The 20,747-nt window shown below is 48.7% G+C and carries 17 protein-coding genes and 2 pseudogenes; 16 read left to right on the plus strand and 3 right to left on the minus strand.

Translation table 11 applies throughout. The features are described from left to right. Positions 1-8: 8 nt before the first annotated feature. Together FNY66_RS04980 and FNY66_RS04985 are read right to left on the minus strand one after the other, a co-directional pair. Positions 9-797, minus strand: coding sequence for a hypothetical protein (locus FNY66_RS04980; RefSeq protein ID WP_150310455.1), 789 nt, complete (start codon positions 795-797; stop codon positions 9-11). Beyond that, a complete protein-coding gene (locus tag FNY66_RS04985) occupies positions 794-1,651 on the minus strand; it encodes an ABC transporter ATP-binding protein (RefSeq protein ID WP_087152104.1) in 858 nt (285 codons plus the stop codon). The genes FNY66_RS04980 and FNY66_RS04985 overlap by 4 nt, the downstream gene beginning before the upstream one ends. A gap of 247 nt (positions 1,652-1,898) precedes the next feature. Here FNY66_RS04985 and FNY66_RS04990 point away from each other — a divergent pair, with 247 nt between their 5' ends. The 6 genes and pseudogenes from FNY66_RS04990 (at position 1,899) to FNY66_RS05015 (ending at position 12,404) form a co-directional block, all read left to right on the plus strand. Beyond that, positions 1,899-3,392: a TIGR02677 family protein gene (locus FNY66_RS04990; RefSeq protein ID WP_150310456.1), complete on the plus strand. Its 1,494-nt coding sequence runs from the start codon at positions 1,899-1,901 to the stop codon at positions 3,390-3,392. Between the two features lie 73 nt (positions 3,393-3,465). Continuing rightward, positions 3,466-4,632, plus strand: a complete 1,167-nt coding sequence (locus FNY66_RS04995; protein ID WP_150310497.1) for a TIGR02678 family protein — start codon at positions 3,466-3,468, stop codon at positions 4,630-4,632. Continuing rightward, positions 4,629-8,801, plus strand: a complete 4,173-nt coding sequence (locus tag FNY66_RS05000) for a TIGR02680 family protein (protein WP_150310457.1) — start codon at positions 4,629-4,631, stop codon at positions 8,799-8,801. Before FNY66_RS04995 ends, FNY66_RS05000 begins: the two co-directional genes overlap by 4 nt. A gap of 9 nt (positions 8,802-8,810) precedes the next feature. After that, positions 8,811-10,331: a TIGR02679 domain-containing protein gene (locus FNY66_RS05005; RefSeq protein ID WP_150310458.1), complete on the plus strand. Its 1,521-nt coding sequence runs from the start codon at positions 8,811-8,813 to the stop codon at positions 10,329-10,331. Positions 10,332-11,337: 1,006 nt separating this feature from the next. Beyond that, positions 11,338-11,427 (plus strand): annotated as a pseudogene (locus tag FNY66_RS16105) (SEC-C metal-binding domain-containing protein); the annotation flags it as partial. Positions 11,428-11,432: 5 nt separating this feature from the next. Beyond that, positions 11,433-12,404 (plus strand): hypothetical protein, encoded by a 972-nt coding sequence (locus FNY66_RS05015; RefSeq protein ID WP_150310459.1) that lies wholly within the window; start codon positions 11,433-11,435, stop codon positions 12,402-12,404. A gap of 47 nt (positions 12,405-12,451) precedes the next feature. Here the strand turns inward: FNY66_RS05015 and FNY66_RS05020 are convergent, their stop codons facing one another. Then, complete coding sequence (locus tag FNY66_RS05020; protein ID WP_150310460.1) at positions 12,452-13,069, minus strand: cytidylate kinase-like family protein; 618 nt, start codon at positions 13,067-13,069, stop codon at positions 12,452-12,454. A gap of 223 nt (positions 13,070-13,292) precedes the next feature. On the opposite strand from FNY66_RS05020, the gene FNY66_RS05025 reads away from it, so the two are divergent. The 10 genes and pseudogenes from FNY66_RS05025 to mutT all read left to right on the plus strand — a co-directional run bounded on the left by FNY66_RS05025 (position 13,293) and on the right by mutT (position 20,742). Next, positions 13,293-13,487 carry a DUF6472 family protein gene (locus tag FNY66_RS05025; RefSeq protein WP_087152109.1) on the plus strand — a complete coding sequence of 65 codons (195 nt, stop codon included), beginning with the start codon at positions 13,293-13,295 and terminating at the stop codon, positions 13,485-13,487. 31 nt (positions 13,488-13,518) lie between these two features. Continuing rightward, positions 13,519-14,088 (plus strand): hypothetical protein, encoded by a 570-nt coding sequence (locus tag FNY66_RS05030; protein ID WP_150310461.1) that lies wholly within the window; start codon positions 13,519-13,521, stop codon positions 14,086-14,088. Beyond that, positions 13,998-14,426, plus strand: a complete 429-nt coding sequence (locus tag FNY66_RS05035; protein ID WP_150310462.1) for a tetratricopeptide repeat protein — start codon at positions 13,998-14,000, stop codon at positions 14,424-14,426. Before FNY66_RS05030 ends, FNY66_RS05035 begins: the two co-directional genes overlap by 91 nt. Continuing rightward, positions 14,404-15,168, plus strand: coding sequence for an HAD family hydrolase (locus FNY66_RS05040; RefSeq protein WP_190324788.1), 765 nt, complete (start codon positions 14,404-14,406; stop codon positions 15,166-15,168). Before FNY66_RS05035 ends, FNY66_RS05040 begins: the two co-directional genes overlap by 23 nt. Positions 15,169-15,287: 119 nt before the next feature. After that, positions 15,288-15,647, plus strand: a complete 360-nt coding sequence (locus FNY66_RS05045) for an HIRAN domain-containing protein (protein ID WP_190324789.1) — start codon at positions 15,288-15,290, stop codon at positions 15,645-15,647. A 52-nt stretch (positions 15,648-15,699) separates the two neighbouring features. Beyond that, positions 15,700-16,620 carry a helix-turn-helix transcriptional regulator gene (locus tag FNY66_RS05050; RefSeq protein ID WP_150310465.1) on the plus strand — a complete coding sequence of 307 codons (921 nt, stop codon included), beginning with the start codon at positions 15,700-15,702 and terminating at the stop codon, positions 16,618-16,620. 134 nt (positions 16,621-16,754) lie between these two features. Further along, positions 16,755-17,057 (plus strand): hypothetical protein, encoded by a 303-nt coding sequence (locus FNY66_RS05055; protein WP_190324790.1) that lies wholly within the window; start codon positions 16,755-16,757, stop codon positions 17,055-17,057. Continuing rightward, a pseudogene (locus tag FNY66_RS05060) lies at positions 17,015-17,344 on the plus strand (GxxExxY protein); the annotation flags it as partial. The gene FNY66_RS05055 and the pseudogene FNY66_RS05060, both read left to right, overlap by 43 nt. 53 nt (positions 17,345-17,397) lie before the next feature. After that, complete coding sequence (locus FNY66_RS05065) at positions 17,398-20,334, plus strand: DUF3427 domain-containing protein (protein ID WP_150310467.1); 2,937 nt, start codon at positions 17,398-17,400, stop codon at positions 20,332-20,334. A gap of 12 nt (positions 20,335-20,346) precedes the next feature. Then, complete coding sequence (gene mutT / locus FNY66_RS05070; RefSeq protein WP_087150649.1) at positions 20,347-20,742, plus strand: 8-oxo-dGTP diphosphatase MutT; 396 nt, start codon at positions 20,347-20,349, stop codon at positions 20,740-20,742. The last annotated feature ends 5 nt before the right edge of the window (positions 20,743-20,747 follow it).

Consider the following 20,747-nt stretch of genomic DNA (forward strand, 5'->3'; position numbering starts at 1 on the left):
TCTCTTCCTTATTCTCTGATCGGAAAATACAGTTTCTCATAATCCAGCATGATCTCCAGTACCGGTGTCACATGCCTTCTGGTCAGCCAGATATTCAATGCCAGGGCGGGAAGCCACCACAGGGTATCGAACCAGCTGAAATTCGGTTTTACATACAGTACGGAATAGAAAATGGTATTTTCCAGTATAAGCAGTCCGCTCCAGTAAACGGATACGAATGTCTTGCTGCTACGTTCGGTTACGATATCCGGGCATTTTTTCAATGCTTCCTTGCGGTTGCCCGGATCCGGATTCAGGCTGAAGGCAAGGAACAGGAATGCCGTCAGGCTGATCTGCACGACGAGCGCGGGAGGCTGAAGATAGAAGAAAAATCCGCCCCAACCGGTGTATGTGATTATCAGGAGAAGGAGCACCAGCAGCGTGATCTTTCCCGCAAGGTAAAGCCTCAGGTAGTGAAGTTTATCTGCCTTCCCCGCAGGACATACATACAGCGCGCCGGGCAACTGTAAAGGCAGACGCAGCGAGAAAAGCCAGATGAGCGCAAGGGTGAACAGAGCGGATATGCAGTGATATACCGTCTGGTTTTCTATAATGATCTGGAAGACAAGATCCTGGAGCAAAGACCGGTCACCGGTCCTGACTATGGATATAAAGTCCGGATAATCAAACGCAAGCCAGTATGTCACATGGTTTATGACGACTATAGAAAGTACAAGATAGCATACCATATAAAAGAGAAACAGAAGTATGTTCCGTCTGAGTGACAGCATAAGTCTGTAAAATGCAAGCTTCTTCATGAGATGCACCTCCCTTTCTGGAGATAGAAGAGCAGTTCGGCAAGGGTCGGGCGGGAAACGTCCAGTCCGGAAATGAGGGATTCATCCGGATATTCCGCCAGTGCCGTGCTGCCGTACGGTTCGTGTACCGTGGCCAGGATATGCGGGCTGTGCAGAGCTGAGATCTCCTGTTCAGTGCCTTTGACCAGTACAAAACGTTCCTGCAGGCTTTCCATATCCATGCAGAAGCAGAACCGTCCTTCGTCGATCAGTGCGATATAGTCTCCTATCTGATCCAGATCTGACGTCAGGTGAGTGGAGAAAAGGATGCTCCGTGTGCCGTTCTCGACCAGTTCCTGCATATACCCGGTCAGCTCGCGGCGAAAGAGCGGATCAAGACCTGCTGCGGGTTCGTCCATAATAAACAGTTTCGCCTGATGGGACAGGGCAAAGGCAAGCTGAAAGCGGGCTTTCTGCCCTTTGGAAAGTTTCCCTGTCTTCTGCTTCGGATTCAGCCCGAAGCGGCTGCAGAATCTGAGAAAAAGCTCATGGTCATAGGCGGTGTAGGTGGCGCCGAAGAGCTTTCCGTTGGCCGCGATACTCAGCTTCTCCTCGAACAGGAATTCATCGAGGACAAAACCGATCTGATCCTTGGCCTCCCGTTCCATGGTATCCATAGGACATCCGTTTACAATGACGTTGCCGGAATCCTTACGGTACAGATTCATGATCGTGCGGATCAGAGAAGTCTTGCCGGCGCCGTTGCGCCCGATCAGTCCGAAGATGTAGCCCGGTTCAAGCGTAAAGGAAATATCCTGCAGATGCAGAGTGCCGATCTGTTTGTCGAGATGGGAGATTTCTAATAATGGTTTCATATAGCGTCCCTCCTTTCAGTCGTAAAAGGAACACAACTGTGCATGCTTATATATACAGTATATATACACTTAGGACGGAATGTCAAGTATTAGTGAGGAGATTTATATGCAGGCATAAATTCACCTCGTGACCTCAGATGGCTGAACTGTATTACCCCAAATGCATCCAAATTAACCATCCGCCTTGCAATCTGCCGCCCTCTGGTCTATACTACGCTTATGGACTCAGGCTGGAGGAGCGCAGAAGATGCATGTTACAGAAAAACTTACAAGACCGCTGACAGAGGCGAAGTATTTAAATGCGGATAATGCTGACCGATATCGGAGCATTATGCGCATTTTTTATGAGAATTATGAGAAGCTGCGGTACTGGATGTACCAGGAGGAAGTGTATGCCCAGATGACGGCGGATCCGTATTTCGCGGATTACCGGATGGAGCAGTGCCAGCAGGATCTCGCTATGCTGACAGAGTGGAAGAACCTGAACACGATCCAGGACACGCGCCGGGTGTCTTCGATCGAAGAATTTAAGAACAAGAAGTTCCGCTACCAGATGTCAGAGTACAGCGTGGAGATCGAGCGTCTGGTGATCCGGCTTGAGAATCTGTTTGTAGAAGGGGCGTCCCTGGAGCCCACGCTGCTGGAGCGGATCCGGCTGAATGTGGAGCGCTTCCCGAAGATGTCCGGGGAGGATCCGAATACGGTCTATGCGTGGTGGAATGACCTGAACAATGATTTCATCCGGTTGAATCAGAACTATCAGGACTATATCCGCGACCTGAACAGCGTGAAAGCAGAGGAAATGATGCGGACAAAGGAGTTCCTTGTATTTAAGGACAAGCTGGTGGAATATCTGCGGAACTTCATCAAGGGGCTTCAGAAAAATGTGGGCGTCATCGAGGAAACGCTGCGTCTCCTCGAGCCGGAGCTTCTTAAGCATGTGCTTGATAAGGTGAATGACTATGAGATGTCGATCCCGAGGATGGATGTGGAAGTTTCCAGGGAAATGATCGAAGAGAAGACGACGGGGAGGTTTGAGAGCATCCGGAACTGGTTCGTGGCAGGGGAAGGGCGCGAGAATGAAGCCGGAAGGCTTTTCGACGCGACGAATGAGATCATACGCAGGATCACCCGTTACGCCGCGCAGCTCAGCGAGAAGAACGCGCTTGGGGCGAACCGGCGGGAGGAGTACAGAAAAGTGGCGGAGATCTTCCTGCGTTGTAAGGACATGGACGAGGCGCACCGGATGTCAGCCATGGTATTCGGGCTGGAACGTCCTTTCCATCTGAGCGCGGAAGCGGATCGGGAGACGGACAGCATGAATCAGAGTGTTTATGATGAGCCGGCCGCGGAGCTGACGCTCAGGCCCAGAGTCAGGACATACCGGGAGAAGACCGGGCGCACATCGATCCGGGATACGGCGCAGGAGAAGGCGCAGGCGAGAAGGCAGGCAGTGGAGCAGATGAAACAGGACTGGAAACGGATCGGCGAACTGGAGCGGGGCGGCAGGATCGACTTCTCTGATCTGCCTGTGATCGAGCCGAGAGTCAGGGGAATCCTTCTGAAATGGCTCTCTGACGCGCTGGAGGACGGGGACTATGCGGCAAGGACAGGGGACGGAAGAAACTTCGCGCTGGATATGACGCAGGCGGATGAGCGGTGCGTGGTCCGGTGTGAGGACGGAAACTTTACGATGCCGAAGATCAGCATTGTATTTCAGGACAGGTACGGCGAATTATAGGGAGCCGGCACATTGACGTATTTTTTGCTGTATCAGACAGATAAAAAACACTCAGAGAGGAACAGGGAGATTGATGAAAGAACTGGAGATGCTTCTGAACCGGCGGTGGATCCTGAAATCTGAGGATCGGGAGCTGTACTATAAGATCCGGGATTCCATCGGGGAGATCCGGAAGTTTGCCACAGAAAAGATGGGATGTCAGGTGATCGAGAACGCGCTGCTTGTAAAGATGGAGAAGATCCCGGCGCTGCCGGAGACATGCATGGGAATTGACGCGTTCGCCTCGAAAGAAGAGTATGCCTTCCTGTGTATCCTGCTGATGTTTCTGGAAGACCGGGACGCGCAGGAGCAGTTTATCCTGTCCCAGCTCACGGAGTATATCGCGGCGAATATGCCGGGAGAGGGCGTGGACTGGACATTGTATACAAGCAGGCGGAGGCTGGTGAAAGTGCTGCGGTATGCGGCTGACCAGGGGATCCTCCGTGTGACGGACGGAAGCGACGACGCATTTATGGATCAGGAGACCGGGGAAGTGCTGTATGAAAATACCGGGGCGTCCAGATATTTTATGCGGAATTTCAGTCGGGATATCATGGAATACACGCGCCCGGAAGATTTTCAGGAGAGCGACTGGTTCGCCATGGATGAGGACCGGGGGATCGCCAGGCGCCACCGTGTGTACAAACGGCTTTTGTTCTCTGTGGGCATGTACCGGGGCGAAGGGGCGGATGAGGATTTTGAGTATCTGAAATATTACGGGCGCAGGCTGGCGGACGATCTGGAGCAGAATTTTCAGTGCCAGCTTCACATTCACAGGGGGAGCGCTTTTTTCATGCAGGGAGAAGACTGCAGGATCGGGGAGACGTTTCCGGGGAATACCGGGATGTCGGATATCCTGCTCCTGTGCTGCAGTGAGATCCGCAGAAAGGTGGAGACCGGAGAGTGGGAACCGCAGAAAGATGATATGATCCGGGTACAGATCGTGGAGTTTGAGCAGATGATCCGGAAGGTAAAAGTAGCATATGGTCACGGATTCATCAAGGGACACCGGGAGATGCCGGAAGGAGAGTTTGTGCGGGAAGTGGTGCGGGAGATGGAGCGGTGGACGCTGATCCGCAAGGATGTCCGGGAACAGACAGTGACCATCTGCCCGTCGGCAGGAAAGCTGACCGGGCGCTATCCGGAGGACTTCATGAGCGGGAAGAAGAGTACAGAGAATAAAGGAGAAACAGGAAAATGAACAGCAGATGGCAGGCGAGCAGGATCGGTTTGATTAATTTCTGGTATTATGACGAGCAGGAATTTCCTTTTGTGAAAGGACGCATGCTCTTAAGGGGCTCCAACGGATCGGGAAAATCTGTCACGATGCAGAGCGTCATCCCGCTTCTGCTGGACGGAAATATGAGCCCGGAGCGCCTGGACCCTTTCGGCTCGAGAGATAGGAAGATGAGCAGTTACCTTCTGGAAGAGGACGACGGACGGGATGAGAGGACCGGGTATCTGTACCTGGAATTTAAACGCCGGGAAAGCGATACCTGGCTGACGGTCGGCATGGGGATCCGCGCCCGTCGGGGAAAGCCGCTGGATAAGTGGTATTTCAGCTTATCGGACGGCAGGAGAGTGGGAAAGGATTTCCTGCTTTACAAGGAGATCGGGGAGAAGGTGACACTCTCGAAGAAGGAACTGGAGAACCGGATCGCCGGAGGCGGACAGGTGTTTGACCGCCAGGCAGATTACATGGAATATGTCAACCGCCAGATCTTCGGGTTTGAGACAGTGGAAGAATATAAGGAGATGATCGATCTTCTGATCCAGCTCCGCACGCCGAAGCTGTCAAAAGACTTCAAACCCTCTGTGGTCAGCGACATCCTGAGTGATTCTCTCCAGCCCCTGTCTGACGAAGATCTCAGACCAATGTCTGAGGCGATTGAAAACATGGACACCATGAATCTGAACTTAAAGGCAAGAGAGGCGGGGCATCAGGCGGCGGAGAAGATCCAGAGAGTGCTCGACCGCTACAACCGCCTCACGCTTTTTGAGAAGGCGGACCGGTGCTGTGAGAACCAGAAGAAACTATCTGAGGCAGAGCGGGAGGCGAGGTTCCAGGCCGAAGAGACAGAACGCAGCCGGAAACGGGTCCTTGCGCTGGAGCAGGAGATATCAGAGCTGGACGCGCGCAGAGACGCCCTGGAGAAGGAGCGGGAGTCCTTAAGCAAAAGCGACGCGGTGAGCTTAAAGAGCCGTGAACTGGATCTGGCTGCCAGGATCAGGACGAGAGAAAGCCTGCTGGAGGAAAAGCAGCGGCAGCTCGATGCAAAACAGGAACAGTATACGGAGATAGAGGGGAAAAAGAAGCAGGAAGAAGACCGGGCGTATGAAAAAGAGCGTGAGCTTGACAGTATTCTGGAGGAAATGCAGTCGGAAGCCGGAGAGATGTCCTTTGAGGAGCACGATTTCTTCCAGGATGAACTGAAAGAAAACTTTGATAAGGCATTTTCCTGGGATACCCATGAGGCGCAATTTCAGAAAGTAAAGGATGAGATCAGCCGGGGCACGGAGCTTCTCCGGGAGGCCGAAACACGCCAGAGGGAGGCGGACGACCTGCTGAAGAAGCGGGAACGGCAGCAGAGGGAGACCGACGCTGCCCAGCGGCGCGAGGGAGAACTGGAGGCGGTGCTGGTCCAGGTGGAGAACGAGTGGAAAGAGGCGCTGTACAGCTGGAACGGGCGGAATGAGGAATTGAAATTTACTCCGGAGCAGATGCGGGAAATAGCACGGTTTGCCGACGAGTACGGGGAGTCATCAGACTTTGCCCGGGTGCGTCAGACTGCGGCGGATCTGTGGATCGGGCGAAAAGGAGAGATCAGCGGAAAAGTCCGCCGCAGACAGGATGAACTCCGGGATCTGGAAAATGTCCGACGGGAGATCGAGGAGGAGCTTGCGCAATGGGAGAGCACCCGCGAGCCGGAGCCGCCCCGGAGCGACACCGTGCGTAAGAACAGGGAAAGACTGCGGGAGAAAGGGATTCCCTATCAGGAGTTCTACAAGGTCGTGGAGTTCGGGCGGGAACTGTCCGGGGATCCTAAGCGGTGCGGCAGGCTGGAGGAAGCCCTCCTGGAGATGGGGATCCTGGACGCGCTTGTGATCGAAGAGCAGTACCGGGAACAGGTGATGAAAGCCGATCCCGGCTGCGCGGACAGATATCTGTTCGTACAGCCGCACCATGCGGAGAAGAGCCTGCTGGATGTGCTGGATCTCAATGACTCGGTAAATGATATTTTCATGAACCAGAGAATCACGGGAATCCTGGGAAATATCGGCATAAGCGGAAGTGAGGAGCCGGAGGGAGCTGCTTCCGGCGAATCTGTTCACGCCGGATCTGCCGGTATTAGCGCATCTATGACTGCAGTGCACCCGGACGGCTCCTATCAGATCGGCGTGGTCAGCGGAACCGTATCCGGGGAACATGAGGCGGGCTTCATCGGCGTGCAGGCAAGGGAGAAGAACCGGCAGGCGAAGATCGCGTCCTGCCGGGAACTGCTGGCGGAGAATGAGCAGAGGCAGGAGGTCCTGCGCGGTGAAGTGGCCGTACTCGAACAGCGCATCAGCCGGCTGCAGGAAGAATACGAAAGTCTTCCGGAAGACACAGACATGCGAGAGGCGTGGAAGATGCTGAGCGAAGCCAGGCGGACGGTGGAGCGTATGCGGGAAGAAGGAGCGAGGCTGGAGCGGGAACTGATGGAAGTCGGCGAGGCGCTGGGAGAGCTTAAGCGTCAGGCGGCGGAGATCGCCCGGAAACTATACCTGACCTGCAGCTATGAGACCTTCCGAAGAGCAGACGAGGCGGCGTCAGATTACAGACAGCATTTCTATCAGCTCAGATCCGGTCACGAGCTCTTTCTGCAGATCCGGTCTCACATGGAAGAACTGGGAGAGCGGCAGGAGATCCTCGATGGTGAGATGGATCAGATCCGATATGAGGCGGGCGGCGTGAAGAAAGAGCTTAAGAAGGAGCAGGAGGAATACGATTCCATCCTGCGTCAGCTCGAGCTGACAGACTATGAGCAGATCCGGCAGAAGCTGGATGAATGCATGGAGTGGCTGAAAGACTATCCGGAACGTCTCCAGTCCTGCGTGGCGGAAAAGACTCTGAACGAAGAGCGCATCCGGGCGCTTTCAGAGCAGGCCGCGCAGAATGAAGAACGGATCAGTGAGCTGCGGCGCAGGGCGGAGTACCTTGAAACATGCTTTGCGGCAGAGCGAAGCCTGCACTATGTGGAACTGCCGGGAGAGGAAGCTGAGGCAGCGGAATCGGCGGAGAAGATCCGCAGTCTCCTTGCCGGCGAGTGCAGGGATATGGATAAGGAGCAGATCATCCGCAGCCTGAACCAGGTTTACTTTGAGAACAGAGGATTCCTGACGGATTATCAGATCATGCAGACAGAGCTTTTTGAAGAGCTGGACCGGGAAGCCCAGAAAGGCGATCCGTCAGCAAAGCGTCTGGATATTGCGGCGCGCTATCAGGGCGTGCGGATTCCTTTCGGGCGTCTTCTTACGCATCTGGCGGAAGAGATCGCGGAACTGAAGGATCTGATCAAAGCCGGAGACAGGGAGCTCTTTGAGGATATTCTTGCGAATACGGTGAGCCGGAAGATCCGTGGAAAGATCAACAGCTCGAATGCCTGGGTGGAGAAGATGAATTCCCTGATGGGAGCCATGAATACGTCCAGCGGGCTGAAGCTGAATTTAAGATGGCGCAGCCGCACGGCGGAGACTGAGGATCAGCTTGATACGAAAGAACTGGTCGAGCTGCTGAAAAAGGACTACCGCCTTATGCGGGAGGACGAGGCGGCGAAGCTCTCTGCCCATTTCCGTTCAAAGGTGGAAGAGGCCAGACGCCATGCACGTGACAGCGGCGGCATGATCTCTTTCTATCAGGTTATGAAGGAGACTCTGGATTATCGGAAATGGTTTGAGTTCCAGCTTTTCTTCCAGAAGGGCGGGGAAAGAGTGAAGGAGCTGACGAACAGTGTATTCGGAACATTCAGCGGAGGAGAGAAAGCGATGGCAATGTATGTGCCCCTTTTCTCGGCGGTGGTGGCAAAATATCAGGGCGGACGTCCGGACGCGCCGCGGCTGATCTCCCTGGACGAAGCTTTTGCGGGCGTTGACAACCGGAACATCCGGGATATGTTCCGTCTGATGGCTGAATTTGAGTTTGATTTTATCATCAATTCGCAGGTGCTCTGGGGCGACTGCGATACGCTGGATGCCCTGGCGATCTATCAGCTCCTGCGCCCGGAGAATGCGAAATTCGTGACCGTCATGCCCTATCTGTGGAACGGCCATGCGCGGGTCATGCTGGAGGATGAGTCTGAGATGGAGAAACGGGCGGCACAGGAGGCTTAGGAATTGCTTATGGGTGAAAGACTTGCAGAGGATGGCGTTGTGAATGGAAGACCTGCGGGGGCAAGTCCTGAAGATGAGAAGCTGCAGGCTGAGTGTCTGCGGTACTTTCGGGAGCGGCCGGTTTTGGGGAAGCTTCTGCGCGGATTCCGGGAGAAATATCTCTCTTACGGCAGGTTCGCGGGGACAGTGACATTGAAGAACCTTAAAGAATCCGAGCGGGAAGATCTGGAAGGCTTCCTTCTGCGGAACTATCACGGAAAGAAGTCGGCGTCCGTTTCCGCGGAGCGCTTCGAGAAGGCGCTGTCCGGGAGCCGTTTCGCGGGAATAAGCGGGAAGGATGTGCTGGAACTGTACTTTCGGGAGCCTGTGGAGGGAAGAAAAGAACAGAGGCAGCGTGGGGACAGACGGTGGACGGCGATTCTTGACGGGGCAAAAAAAGAGGCGGGGGCACTGTCTGCGCGGTGGATCGATGAGATCAGTGAGATGCAGAGCAGCGGATTCATGCCATATCTGAAAAGGCGTGACCGGGAAGCAGGCGGAAATCTGGACGAGGCGGAGCGTCTGCTGATGCTGGGTGTACAGATTTTGGACGCTCTCCCGGTGAGAAAAGTGTCGGAAACGATCGATGACTGTGCGGCCGGTGACCGGGCAGGCGGCATTGAAGAAAGGGGGAAGAAAGCGCCGGATCTGTCCGGAATGCCTGCCCGGTATCTTGCTGTGTTCGCGGCGGAGATCACGGGAAATCCCCATGCCTTCGACGCGGGCACAAAGGACGGAAAATATCTGGAAATGCTGGTGGAATGGTATGTGCGGCGGACAGAGGCGGAAGCGGGCGCAAACGGAGAGCACGGCGGGAAAAACAGTTTGGACAGAGCTTTCCCTGCGTTCAGGAAACAGAAGCTGTTTCTGAAAGCGGGAATTTTGAGTGATGATGTATCAAACTATGCTCTGGCGGCGGGGATCCGTGCCTGCGACAGAAGGGGAAAGCCCCATGCGGGAATGGAAGGATTTCTTGAAGAGGGAGAGCCTGTACAGATCCCGTTATCTGTGATCGCGGGATGGAAGTCTGCCTCCTGTCCGGGAAAACGGATGTATATTGTGGAAAACCCGTCCGTTTATGCGGTCCTTTGTGGAAAATGGGATCGGAAATGTGGTCTGATGTGTATGAACGGACAGCCCAGGTTCAGCTCCCTGCTGCTTCTTGACCTGCTGGCACAGTCCGGGATAGAAGTATGGTACGGCGGCGATATCGATCCGGAGGGGCTTCTGATCGCGCAGAGGCTGAAACAGTACTACCAGGGCGAATTCCACTGCTGGCATATGTCGGCGGATGACTATGAGATGTCCATGTCAGCAGAAGAAATCTCGCAGAGGAGACAGAAGATGCTGGAGAAGGTGGAGGATCCGGAACTGAAGGAGACGGCGGAAGCCCTGCAGAAGAGCGGAAAAGCCGGGTATCAGGAGAATATGCTGCAGGTGTATCTGGAGATATTCCGGAGGGATGAAGACAGAAAGGGAGAAGAGAGTTAATATGGCAAATAAAAGGTTAAAAAAGACAATACTGCAGGTAGTCAATAATCAGTTGAAAGATCCTGCGACAGCTTATGTAAAAGAGGCATATGATAAAATGAGAAATATGGGATATACATCCGCTGAGGCAAAGGAAGCTATAGCGGCAGTCCTTCTTAGTGAAATGTATACCATGCTTGGTGAAATGAAAGAATTCAGTGAAGAAAGCTATCGGAACGGGCTTGAAGAGATGCTGGAGGATTACGGTCTTGGCGGACAGGAAGAACCCTGGCCGGGAATGAGTGAGATGCTGAAACAGGGATATGACGCACTGGAAAGAGATTTCAGAGATCCTTCCTCGATAGAACCATGGGAGAAGGCATGGGAGATCGTAAAAGAAAAGGTGAAAAATGCTGAAATGCCTCTGGAGATTTATGAGGCGGACGAGGCGACAGATTACGAGTATAATCTGGAAGAGTGGATTTCAGAAATGACGGATTCTTATCGTAGGATGGGAGAGGATGACAGATGTATCAGTTTCTGCAAAGAAGTGATTGATACATTTACATGGCAGCAGTTCCCGCCGTCCGAGTTTAAAAATTGTATCGGAAATTGTCTTATGAGGCTTGGGAGAATTGAAGAGAGTGATGCATGGTATGAGGCATGGCTGGATGAAGGCCGGGAGCCGGATGCGGTCACCGCGTGCACGGGCTACTGGATGGCAAGAAGAGAATACAGGAGAGCTGAGGAACTTCTGGACCATATTCTGAAAGTGTGCGAAGGCGGAAATGATTATGACGGATTTTATGATATCGGAGCAGAATATTGCAGACAGATCGGTCAGGAGAATAAGGCCAGAGAATTTGACAGGATTCAGGAAGAATATGAAGAGCGCATGAAAGAGTATGAAACGGAGTATGAGGACTGGGAAATGCCGTTTTTCGGTGAAGGATCAGAACAGGATCCATGGAGTATGAAAGGCGGACTGGGGGATATGGATGCCAAAAGACAGCAAAGACAGGAGCCAGTTGTAAAACCGAAGAAAGTATACCCGAATGATCCGTGCCCCTGTGGGAGCGGGAAGAAATATAAAAAATGCTGCGGCAGAAAAGAGTAAGGCGTATGAAAGTTCAGGAATTAAGACAGATGCTCGGCAGTGCGGAGCGCAGCCGGGTTGAAAAAGCGTTTGTCGAGAGTTATAAACAGCTTAAAAAATATCAAAAAGAAGAGGCAGATATCCTGATCAGGGATATTTTATCCGGACAGAGCGAAAAATCAGGAGTGAAAAAGGAAAAGCAGAGTTTTGCGGAACTGGAAGCGCAGATAGAAACATTTCTTGAAAATGCAAAAGCGGGAAACTATTATGCGCCGAATCGTGTGATCCCCAAAAGCCAGCGCCCAAAGTGGCGGTTCTTGGTGAAAGGATATATTAAAGAGCTGGAAAAAATCGTTCCGGACAGCGAACATTATGAAAGGACATCGGTACTTCTGCGTGAGATTTATGCATTGTTGTGCGAGGCGTGCAATTATTATCTGTTTTCAACGGAGGATGCTTTTCGATCAGTAGGCTGGCGGCAGGATGAACTGTTTCATCTGCTGGTGTCGAAGACATTTGGAAGCGGATTCAGCAAAGATAATGTTACGGAGATGACCGTTATGGCATGTACGGGCGGGCTGAGCAGAGAATCTCTTTATTATGAACAGCAGGCAGTGCTTCTTTCTGAACTGAAGACAAGCGATGTAAAGCATATGGCGATGGAAACAGCAAAGAAAGAGATCCGGGAACGGAAGGAGAAACTGCATGGACTGGGAAAGTATGATCAACAGAGATATTATCTGGAAGAAGAAATCAATAATTTTTGCGACCTGTTTCTTATGCTTTCACTCTCACTGGCAGAGGCAGAGTCAGGAGTAAAATATTATTTTAAGAATAGTATAAAGCGGGATAAAGAGACTATTTTATACTGCGCGCTTCGGGTGGCGGATATTATTGATGATGATGAGATGTGGAAGGAAATTTATAAATACGGTCTTTCTCAGAAGATCAAACCAAGAGATGAGCTGACGAGGGAATATCGTGAAAAGACCAGATAAAAAGAAAGCCGCGGGAGAGAAGAAAAATCTTTCCTGCAGCTTCCTTTTCATGTGCGATATACCAGCTCAAGAAAATCAACGATTTTGTCGATCCCGAGAAGACTGGCGTTCAGCAGCGCCTGGTGGGAATAGATACTTCCCCATTCAAGCCCGGTGTAGGTCTCATAGTAGAATTTCCTTTCCCTGTCTGTTTTGCGGATTCTGTCCCAGGCTTTTTTCTCTGTCAGATCATAGCGCTCTGCGATTCGTTTGATCCGATCGGCCTTTTCGGCGCAGATAAAGACATTGATACAGTCATATTTGTCCCGCAGTATGTAGTCGGCACAGCGTCCAACGATGACACAGGGTCCCTTCTCTGCGAGACTGAGAATGATCTCGGTCTGTTTCTGATACACCTTCATGTCGAGAGACGGCATATAGGACGCAGAGTTGATGAAACTGGCGTAGCTTATGGGAGATTTGCCATAGGAAGTGATGAAAGCATTCAGTGCGGATTCATCCGCCCGGCCAACACTTTCCTCGGTATAGCCCAGCTTTTCTGCCGCCATGGTTACGAGCTGGTTGTCGTAGAGCGGAATCCCAAGACGTTCAGCCAGTTTTTCTCCGATTTCATGTCCGCCGCTTCCGAACTGACGGCTGATGGTAATGATTTTGTATTCCGACATATCAATCCCTCCTTTGAAAAATTAAAATAATATTCCGAACATTTTTTATCTGCCTTTATTATAACTCCGGCGGAAGGGGGAAACAAGGGCATTGAAGGCGTACGACGGAAAGAAGATATGCGAAAGATGGTGCCAAAGACGATAAAATCCGGTATAATAAATTAGTATGTCTGCCAGAGAAATAATGACCGGCAGATCAGAAAAAAGCAGAGGATAAGAAAACATGAGGAAGAAGAGCAAAGAGAGGACAAGCTGCGAGACTTGTGCATTCTACGTCTATGACGATGAATACGGGGCGTATCTGTGCGACATGAACATGGACGAGGACGACTATGTGAGGATCATGTCGGACAGATATTATCAGTGCCCGTATTATCGGAATGGGGACGAGTATGCTGTGGTCAGAAAGCAGATGTAGTATAAGGGCGATCGAGTTGGAGGATACCATTATGGATTTCAAGTTATTTATGAATTCAGTTGAAGAAAATCTCTCTCTAATTAAAACCGAAGAGGAACTCAGGAACTGGATCAGAAACTATGCCCGCAGCATTCCGGAAGAAGAACGCGGAAGTTTTCTGGAACAGATACAGATCAGAAAATCGCGCAGTCACAAAGAAATACTGCAGGAGCTTACAGACTGGTGTGCAAAGATCGAAGAGGGCGAAATTACGCTTTCCTGCAGCGGCTATGAAGAATATGGAGAAAGCTGGTGGGACCGCGACTGGGTAACGGAATATGAAGACCCGATGGGAATCGGGGCACAGTTAAAATGCTATTATGAAGAAGCGGAGCAGGCTGTCTATGACAGAGATTATGAATCTGCGGGCCAGATGTATTGGAGTCTTGGAGTACTGAACATTACAGCCGACGATGTATATGGCGGCGAACCGGCAGAATTGGGGAATCTGTCTGCCGGAAGCTGCTGGGGATGTTTGCATGGGAAGAGGAATCCCCTTCGGATATCCGTTTCCTGCTGGCGTCTGCCCTGGAGGGGCAGGGGAAAACGCAGGAGTCGCTGAATTTATGCAGAGAATGGACAGCGAAAGAACCGGATAATCCGTATGCCGTTGCCGCGCTCGTCTATGCAAAGATGAATGCAAATGATCTGGAAGGCGCGGAAGAAATCGTGAAACAGCATATATCGGATAGTGCTGTGTGTGATGAAGATAATGATGTGATCTTTGCGGCGGCTGTACGGCTGTATCAGAAAAACGGAAATAAAGAGATGGAAAAGAAGATGGATAATGCGCGGGAAGAATATGACAAAAAACTGGGGGCATACCTGATGGGCCTGGGGGACGAATTTGAATTTGGGGATGAAGAGGAGTTTGTGGATGATGAATTACCGTTTAACTGATAAAACTGGTCTTATCACCGGAAAAAAGGCAATATTATTTGATGTGGATGATACACTGTACGACCAGACAATCCCGTTTAAAGAAGCGTATGCACAATATTTCGGAAATGAGCCGGCGATACCGGCGGAGGTGATCTATCCTGTCACGAGAAAATACAGTGACCAGGTGTATTCGCAGGCTATGTCGGGACAGATCACGATGGAAGAATTGTATATATACAGAGTGCAGAAAGCATTTGAAGAATATAACATTACGATTACAGTTGAAGAGGCCCTGGCATTTCAAAAAGTATATGCGGACTGCCAGAAACATATCCATATGTCGGAAACGATGGAGAAGTTACTGGACTACTGCTCAGAAAAAGCGGAACTCGGAATCATCACAAACGGTCCGTCGGCACACCAGTGGAATAAGGTGAGGAGCCTGCAGGCGGAGAGGTGGATCCCTCATGAAAATATATTTGTATCGGGAGATGTGGGCGCGGAGAAGCCGGATAAGAAGATCTTTGATCATGCGAAGCGAATGATGAAGCTGGAAGATGCGGAAATATGGTTTGTCGGGGATTCATATGAGCTGGATATGAAAGGCGCGTTAAATGCCGGATGGAATGCGGTGTGGATGAACAGGAGAGGGCGCGAAAAAACGGATGATAATGTGAAAGGAATGTATGAAGTCGGGACGGAAGATGAATTATTTGAGAAGATTAAAGAAATTAATCTCGGTTATGATGGAGTAGAATGATGTAAAAAATGGATATGGATGCTTCATCCCGTATTTTTGGACTCATTTTTTGTTAAGGTAAGTATAACAAAAAGTGAGTTTTTTAATGTTCGGAACTCCGGGCAGAAAGGATGGGTGTTATGAAAGAAATCAATCTGACGATTACAGGGATGAGACATTATTACGGTAATGGTGTATTTCATGTGGGCGATATTCTCCGCTGCAGGAAAGAGCCCGAGAATGAATATGATGCAGAGGCTATACAGGTGCTGCTTCCGGTATACGGAAAAGTCGGCTATATTGCAAACAGCCCGTATACTGTAGCGAAAGGGACTTTAAGCGCCGGGCGGGCGTATGACCAGGTTAAGAAGAAGTTCTATATACGCGTGCTGTATATCTGTACGAATCAGATTATCTGCAAAGTAGAAGAGGGCAGGAAAGAAGATATGGAGAGCAGGATCAGCAGACAGCTTAAGGAGATCGATGATACTGAGTTTTAACAAAGCGGCGCATATGCTACAATGGCTTTATGAAGTCAAAGGAGATTAAGCCATGGTTAAATCATACAGCCAGAAATTAAGAGTGTTATATGTGATGCAGATCCTGCTTCGGTATTCGGACGAAGAACATCCGATCTCTCAGGCGGAAATATCGGAGCGGCTGAACGCTTACGGCATACAGGCGGACCGTAAAAGCATTTACGATGATATTAAGGTCTTAAATGAGTTTGGTATGGAGATAGAAAACCGCAGAGCTAAGCCGTCGGGATTCTATGTGTCGGAGAGAAGCTTTGAACTGCCGGAGCTGAAGCTGCTGGTCGATGCGGTTCAGTCATCGAAATTTATTACAGCGAAGAAGTCAAATGAGCTGATCCGAAAGCTGGAAGAGCTGGCAAGCGTACATGAGGCAAAGACGCTCCAGAGACAGGTGTTCGTCGGAAACCGCATTAAGACGATGAACGAAAGCATCTATTATAATGTGGACAAGATACACCAGGCGATCTCTCAGAACCGGCTGATTCGTTTTCGCTACTATGAGTGGACGCCGCAGAAAGAAATGCATCTGCGAAGGAACGGGAAGGCCTATGAAATCAGCCCGTGGGGACTGACCTGGGACGATGAAAATTATTATATGGTCGGTTATGACGGCGAGGCGGAAATGATCAAACATTTCCGGGTGGATAAGATGCTGGGTATAGAAATAACGGATCAGTCCCGAAGCGGAAAAGAACACTTCGAAAAATTTGATCTTGCAAATTATGCTATGATTGACCGCTTTGGGAGAGATGTCATGGTGCATTCTGTTGATGAGGAACATTTTTCCGTGAGTGCGGCGGTCAATGTAAGCCCACAGTTCTTCGGCTGGCTTGTGGCGCTTGGGAAGGGCGTTGTGATAGAGGGGCCGGAGGATGTGAGAGAGGAGTTCGGGGGATGGATGAGAGCGGTGATGAGGGAGTATGAAAATGAAGGATGAGAAAGCGGTCTGCTGAGGGCGGTCTGCTGAGAAAGGCGGTCTGCTTGTTATTTGGGTGAGGCAATGGTAGAATAGTATATACATATATCCGACGTGTTTTCAGGGAAAATAATCAGAGCGGGGAGGAATGTGTGATGAGCAGAACATTTAATATCACGGCAGACAGTAAGCCGTCGTTTCACTATATGGTGGATATAACGGATCGTCTTGAGCAGATTAAAAAAATGATAGATGCAGGGCAGTATTTTACAATAAACCGTGCCCGGCAGTATGGAAAAACCACGACCCTGCGCGCGCTGGCAAAATATCTGGTGCAGGATTATGTTGTTGTAAGTCTTGATTTTCAGCTGATGAGCCATAAAGATTTTGCGGAGGAAGGGGCCTTTGTAAAAGCTTTCTCGAAGAAGCTGGGCGCAGATATTTTATGCTGTTTTTAAAACCAATCATTAACGGAACGGGAAACTGCTATGTGGAACCGGAGACGAGAAACCGGGAACGAATGGATTTGGTTGTAGACTACCGGGGAGAGCAGTTTGTTGTCGAGCTTAAGATATGGCATGGGGATGCTTATAATAAGCGAGGAGAAAAGCAGATTGCGGAGTACCTGGAATATTATGAATTGAAGAAAGGGTATATGATCAGCTTTAATTTCAATAAGAAAAAAGAGATTGGCGTAAAGGATATTGTTGTGGGGGATAAACTGCTGGTGGAAGCGGTGGTGTGATTATATAAAACAGGCATGTATAGCTAAAAAAACAATAAGGATTTTTAAGTATTATGAAACTTATATTAACTGATCAAATGAAAGATGGCTTTAATACTGCTTATATAGACAAAACATATTCTTCAAATCTTGCTTATAAACCGCAATTCATTTCAAACAACTACAAAGAAGGCCGCAAGGTTCTCTCATCCATTGAGGATGAGCTTTTGTCATGTAAAGAATTTTTTATCAGCGTAGCATTTATTACCATGGGCGGTGTTACCCCGCTTCTTCAGACACTAAAAGAATTGGAAAGACGTCATATACCTGGAAAGATTCTTACAACAGATTACCAGAATTTCAGTGAACCAAGAGCGCTTCGCAAGCTTGCGGAGTTAAGCAATATTACGTTAAAAATGTATCGGACGGATGAAGCACAGGAGGGTTTTCATACCAAAGGATATATTTTTAAGAACGAAGAGCTCTACAGAATTATTGTTGGAAGCTCGAATTTGACATTAAGTGCGCTGACAAAAAACAGAGAATGGAATACTAGGATTGTCTCGACAGATCAGGGGGAATATGTTGAGGATTTGATGGCAGAGTTTACAGATCTGTGGAACTCTAAATATGCTGTTGCATTTGATGATTTTATCGATGAATATTCGTTAAACTATCGTGTTATTCAAAAACAGAGAAAAATTGCGAAACAAGCACAGACCCCGTCGCTGGAACAGTATAAATTGCAGCCAAATTCAATGCAGTTAGGATTTATTGCAAATCTTGAGAAAATACAAAAGTCCGGAGAATCAAAAGCATTATTGATTTCGGCCTCGGGAACAGGGAAAACATATGCATCAGCATTTGCTTTGCGTGAAGAAGAAACAAAGAAAGTGTTGTTCTTAGTGCATAGAGAACAGATTGCAAAGCAGGCAATTGCCAGCTATAAGAAAGTATTTGGAAATACAAGAACATTTGGATTGCTTTCTGGAAATTCAAAGGATTTTGATGTAGATTATTTGTTTTCCACAATGCAGATGATGGCAAAACAGGAGACGCTTTCAAGGTTTCATAAAGATGAATTTGAAACCATTATTATAGACGAAGCGCATCGGACCGGAGCGGCCAGCTATCAGAATATTATGCATTATTTTACGCCTAAGTTCTGGCTGGGAATGACAGCTTCACCGGAGCGAACAGACTCTTTTGATGTTTATGAGGCGTTTGATCATAACATAGCTTATGAGATTCGACTTCAGCAGGCATTAGAAGAGAATTTGTTATGCCCTTTCCACTATTTTGGAATTACGGATCTGCAGATTAATGGAGAGACCGTGGATGAAGAAACAGGATTGAAGGATTTCAATAAGCTTACCTGTGATGAACGTGTTAACTATGTGATCGCGCAGATGGAATATTATGGATATTGTGGAAGAGCTCCCAAAGGATTAATCTTTTGCAGTTCGAAAAAAGAAGCACGAGCTTTAAGTGAAAAGTTTAATAAAAGAGGATATAGAACACTGGCATTGACAGGGGATGATAGCCAGGAAAAGAGGGAGCAGGCAGTGGAGCGGCTTGTATTGGATGATGGAGAAGACAAATTAGATTATATTTTTACGGTTGATATTTTTAATGAAGGTGTCGATATTCCGGAAATTAACCAAGTTATTATGCTTCGGCCGACAGAGTCCCCTATTGTCTTTGTGCAGCAGTTAGGACGAGGTCTTCGTAAAGCAGAAGATAAAGAATATGTTGTGATTCTTGATTTTATCGGAAATTATAAGAACAATTTTATGATACCTATTGCACTGTCCGGCGACAGGAGTTATAACAAGGACAATATCCGCCGCTATGTGCTGGAGGGAGAGCGGATTATACCTGGCTCATCTACAATTCATTTTGATGAAATATCACGAAAACGAATTTTCGCAGCTATTGACAGTGCTAATTTCAGTGATATTAAACTGATTAAAGAGAACTATAAGAATCTGAAAAATAAACTGGGGCATATTCCGGCGTTGAAAGACTTTGATACATATGGCGAGATGGACGTTCTGAGGATTTTTGATAACAGCAGTTTGGGATCATACTATAAGTTCCTAGTCAAGTATGAAAAAGAATATACAGTCAGACTTTCAGCTGCAGAAGAGAAAGTAATCGAGTTTATCTCCAGGAAGCTTGCAAGCGGGAAGAGGATTCATGAGCTTGCCTTGCTAAATAGGATGTTGAGTTATCGTCATGGCTTCTTTTCAATCTGGAAAGAAGAGATGGCGGAGGACTATGGGATAAATCTGCAGGATAAAACAGTAAAAAATGTTGTTAATGTAATGACAAATGAATTTCCGACTGGTTCGGGGAAAAAGACATATGCAGACTGTATTTTTCTGGAAAAAATGGAGCAAAAAGATTATGATATTTCCGATGAATTTGACAGCATGCTCCAGAATCCGGATTTTTATCGGATTTTGAAAGAACTGGTTGAATTTGGGATTTCCAGATATAAAGAAAATTACAGCCATAGATATCAGGATACCAGTTTTGTGCTTTATCAGAAATATACATATGAGGATGTCTGCCGTTTGCTGGAATGGGAAAATAATGAAGTTCCGCTTAATCTGGGTGGTTACAAGTATGACCGAAAAACGAAGACGTTTCCTGTGTTTATTAATTATGACAAGGAAGAAGATATTCAGGATACGATCAAGTATGAGGATCATTTTGTGAGTCCAAATAGACTGATTGCTATTTCGAAGCAGAGCAGGACCAAGGATTCGGAAGATGTTCAGAATTTCCTGCATGCACAGGAGCGGGGAATAGATGTAGAGCTGTTTGTACGAAAGAATAAAGACGACAAGATTTCAAAAGAATTTTATTATCTTGGAAGAATGAAGGCAACGGGACAAGCTACAGAATTTATTATGGCGAATACAGACAAAACAGCAGTAGAAATAGAATGGGAGCTGGAGACTCCCGTTCGTGAAGATATTTACGAATATATTGTGAACAACTAATGGAGGAACTCAATGAAAACAGTAAAAGTAGTCGCAGCAATCATCATACACAACAACCGCATTTTTGCCACCCAGCGTGGTTATGGCGATTTTAAAGACGGCTGGGAGTTCCCTGGCGGCAAGATTGAACCAGGAGAAACACCGCAGCAGGCACTTGTCCGTGAGATCAAAGAAGAACTGGATACGGAGATTGAAGTCGGAGATTATCTTGAGACGGTAGAGTATGACTATCCGAGTTTTCATCTGTCTATGGATTGCTTTTTCTGTACGATCAAGATGGGAGATCTTGTCCTGAGAGAGCATGAGGCTGCAAAGTGGCTGACGGTTGAGACTTTAGATGATGTGGATTGGCTGCCGGCAGATAAAGTACTTATTGAGCAGATTAAACGATATCTTATGAAGCACTGAGATGA

The organism is Mediterraneibacter catenae, from assembly GCF_008691045.1.
Classification (GTDB): domain Bacteria; phylum Bacillota; class Clostridia; order Lachnospirales; family Lachnospiraceae; genus Mediterraneibacter; species Mediterraneibacter ornithocaccae.

Excerpts from the sequence above, each read along its gene's own strand:
- FNY66_RS04980 (WP_150310455.1), bottom strand. The coding sequence starts at position 797 with ATGAAGAAGCTTGCATTTTACAGACTTATGCTGTCACTCAGACGGAAC.
- FNY66_RS04995 (WP_150310497.1), top strand. The coding sequence starts at position 3,466 with ATGAAAGAACTGGAGATGCTTCTGAACCGGCGGTGGATCCTGAAATCT.
- FNY66_RS05035 (WP_150310462.1), top strand. The coding sequence starts at position 13,998 with ATGTTTGCATGGGAAGAGGAATCCCCTTCGGATATCCGTTTCCTGCTG.
- FNY66_RS05020 (WP_150310460.1), bottom strand. The coding sequence starts at position 13,069 with ATGTCGGAATACAAAATCATTACCATCAGCCGTCAGTTCGGAAGCGGC.
- FNY66_RS05005 (WP_150310458.1), top strand. The coding sequence starts at position 8,811 with ATGGGTGAAAGACTTGCAGAGGATGGCGTTGTGAATGGAAGACCTGCG.
- FNY66_RS04990 (WP_150310456.1), top strand. The coding sequence starts at position 1,899 with ATGCATGTTACAGAAAAACTTACAAGACCGCTGACAGAGGCGAAGTAT.
- FNY66_RS05050 (WP_150310465.1), top strand. The coding sequence starts at position 15,700 with ATGGTTAAATCATACAGCCAGAAATTAAGAGTGTTATATGTGATGCAG.
- FNY66_RS05030 (WP_150310461.1), top strand. The coding sequence starts at position 13,519 with ATGGATTTCAAGTTATTTATGAATTCAGTTGAAGAAAATCTCTCTCTA.
- FNY66_RS05065 (WP_150310467.1), top strand. The coding sequence starts at position 17,398 with ATGAAACTTATATTAACTGATCAAATGAAAGATGGCTTTAATACTGCT.
- FNY66_RS05055 (WP_190324790.1), top strand. The coding sequence starts at position 16,755 with ATGAGCAGAACATTTAATATCACGGCAGACAGTAAGCCGTCGTTTCAC.
- FNY66_RS04985 (WP_087152104.1), bottom strand. The coding sequence starts at position 1,651 with ATGAAACCATTATTAGAAATCTCCCATCTCGACAAACAGATCGGCACT.
- FNY66_RS05025 (WP_087152109.1), top strand. The coding sequence starts at position 13,293 with ATGAGGAAGAAGAGCAAAGAGAGGACAAGCTGCGAGACTTGTGCATTC.
- FNY66_RS05000 (WP_150310457.1), top strand. The coding sequence starts at position 4,629 with ATGAACAGCAGATGGCAGGCGAGCAGGATCGGTTTGATTAATTTCTGG.
- mutT (WP_087150649.1), top strand. The coding sequence starts at position 20,347 with ATGAAAACAGTAAAAGTAGTCGCAGCAATCATCATACACAACAACCGC.
- FNY66_RS05040 (WP_190324788.1), top strand. The coding sequence starts at position 14,404 with ATGATGAATTACCGTTTAACTGATAAAACTGGTCTTATCACCGGAAAA.
- FNY66_RS05015 (WP_150310459.1), top strand. The coding sequence starts at position 11,433 with ATGAAAGTTCAGGAATTAAGACAGATGCTCGGCAGTGCGGAGCGCAGC.
- FNY66_RS05045 (WP_190324789.1), top strand. The coding sequence starts at position 15,288 with ATGAAAGAAATCAATCTGACGATTACAGGGATGAGACATTATTACGGT.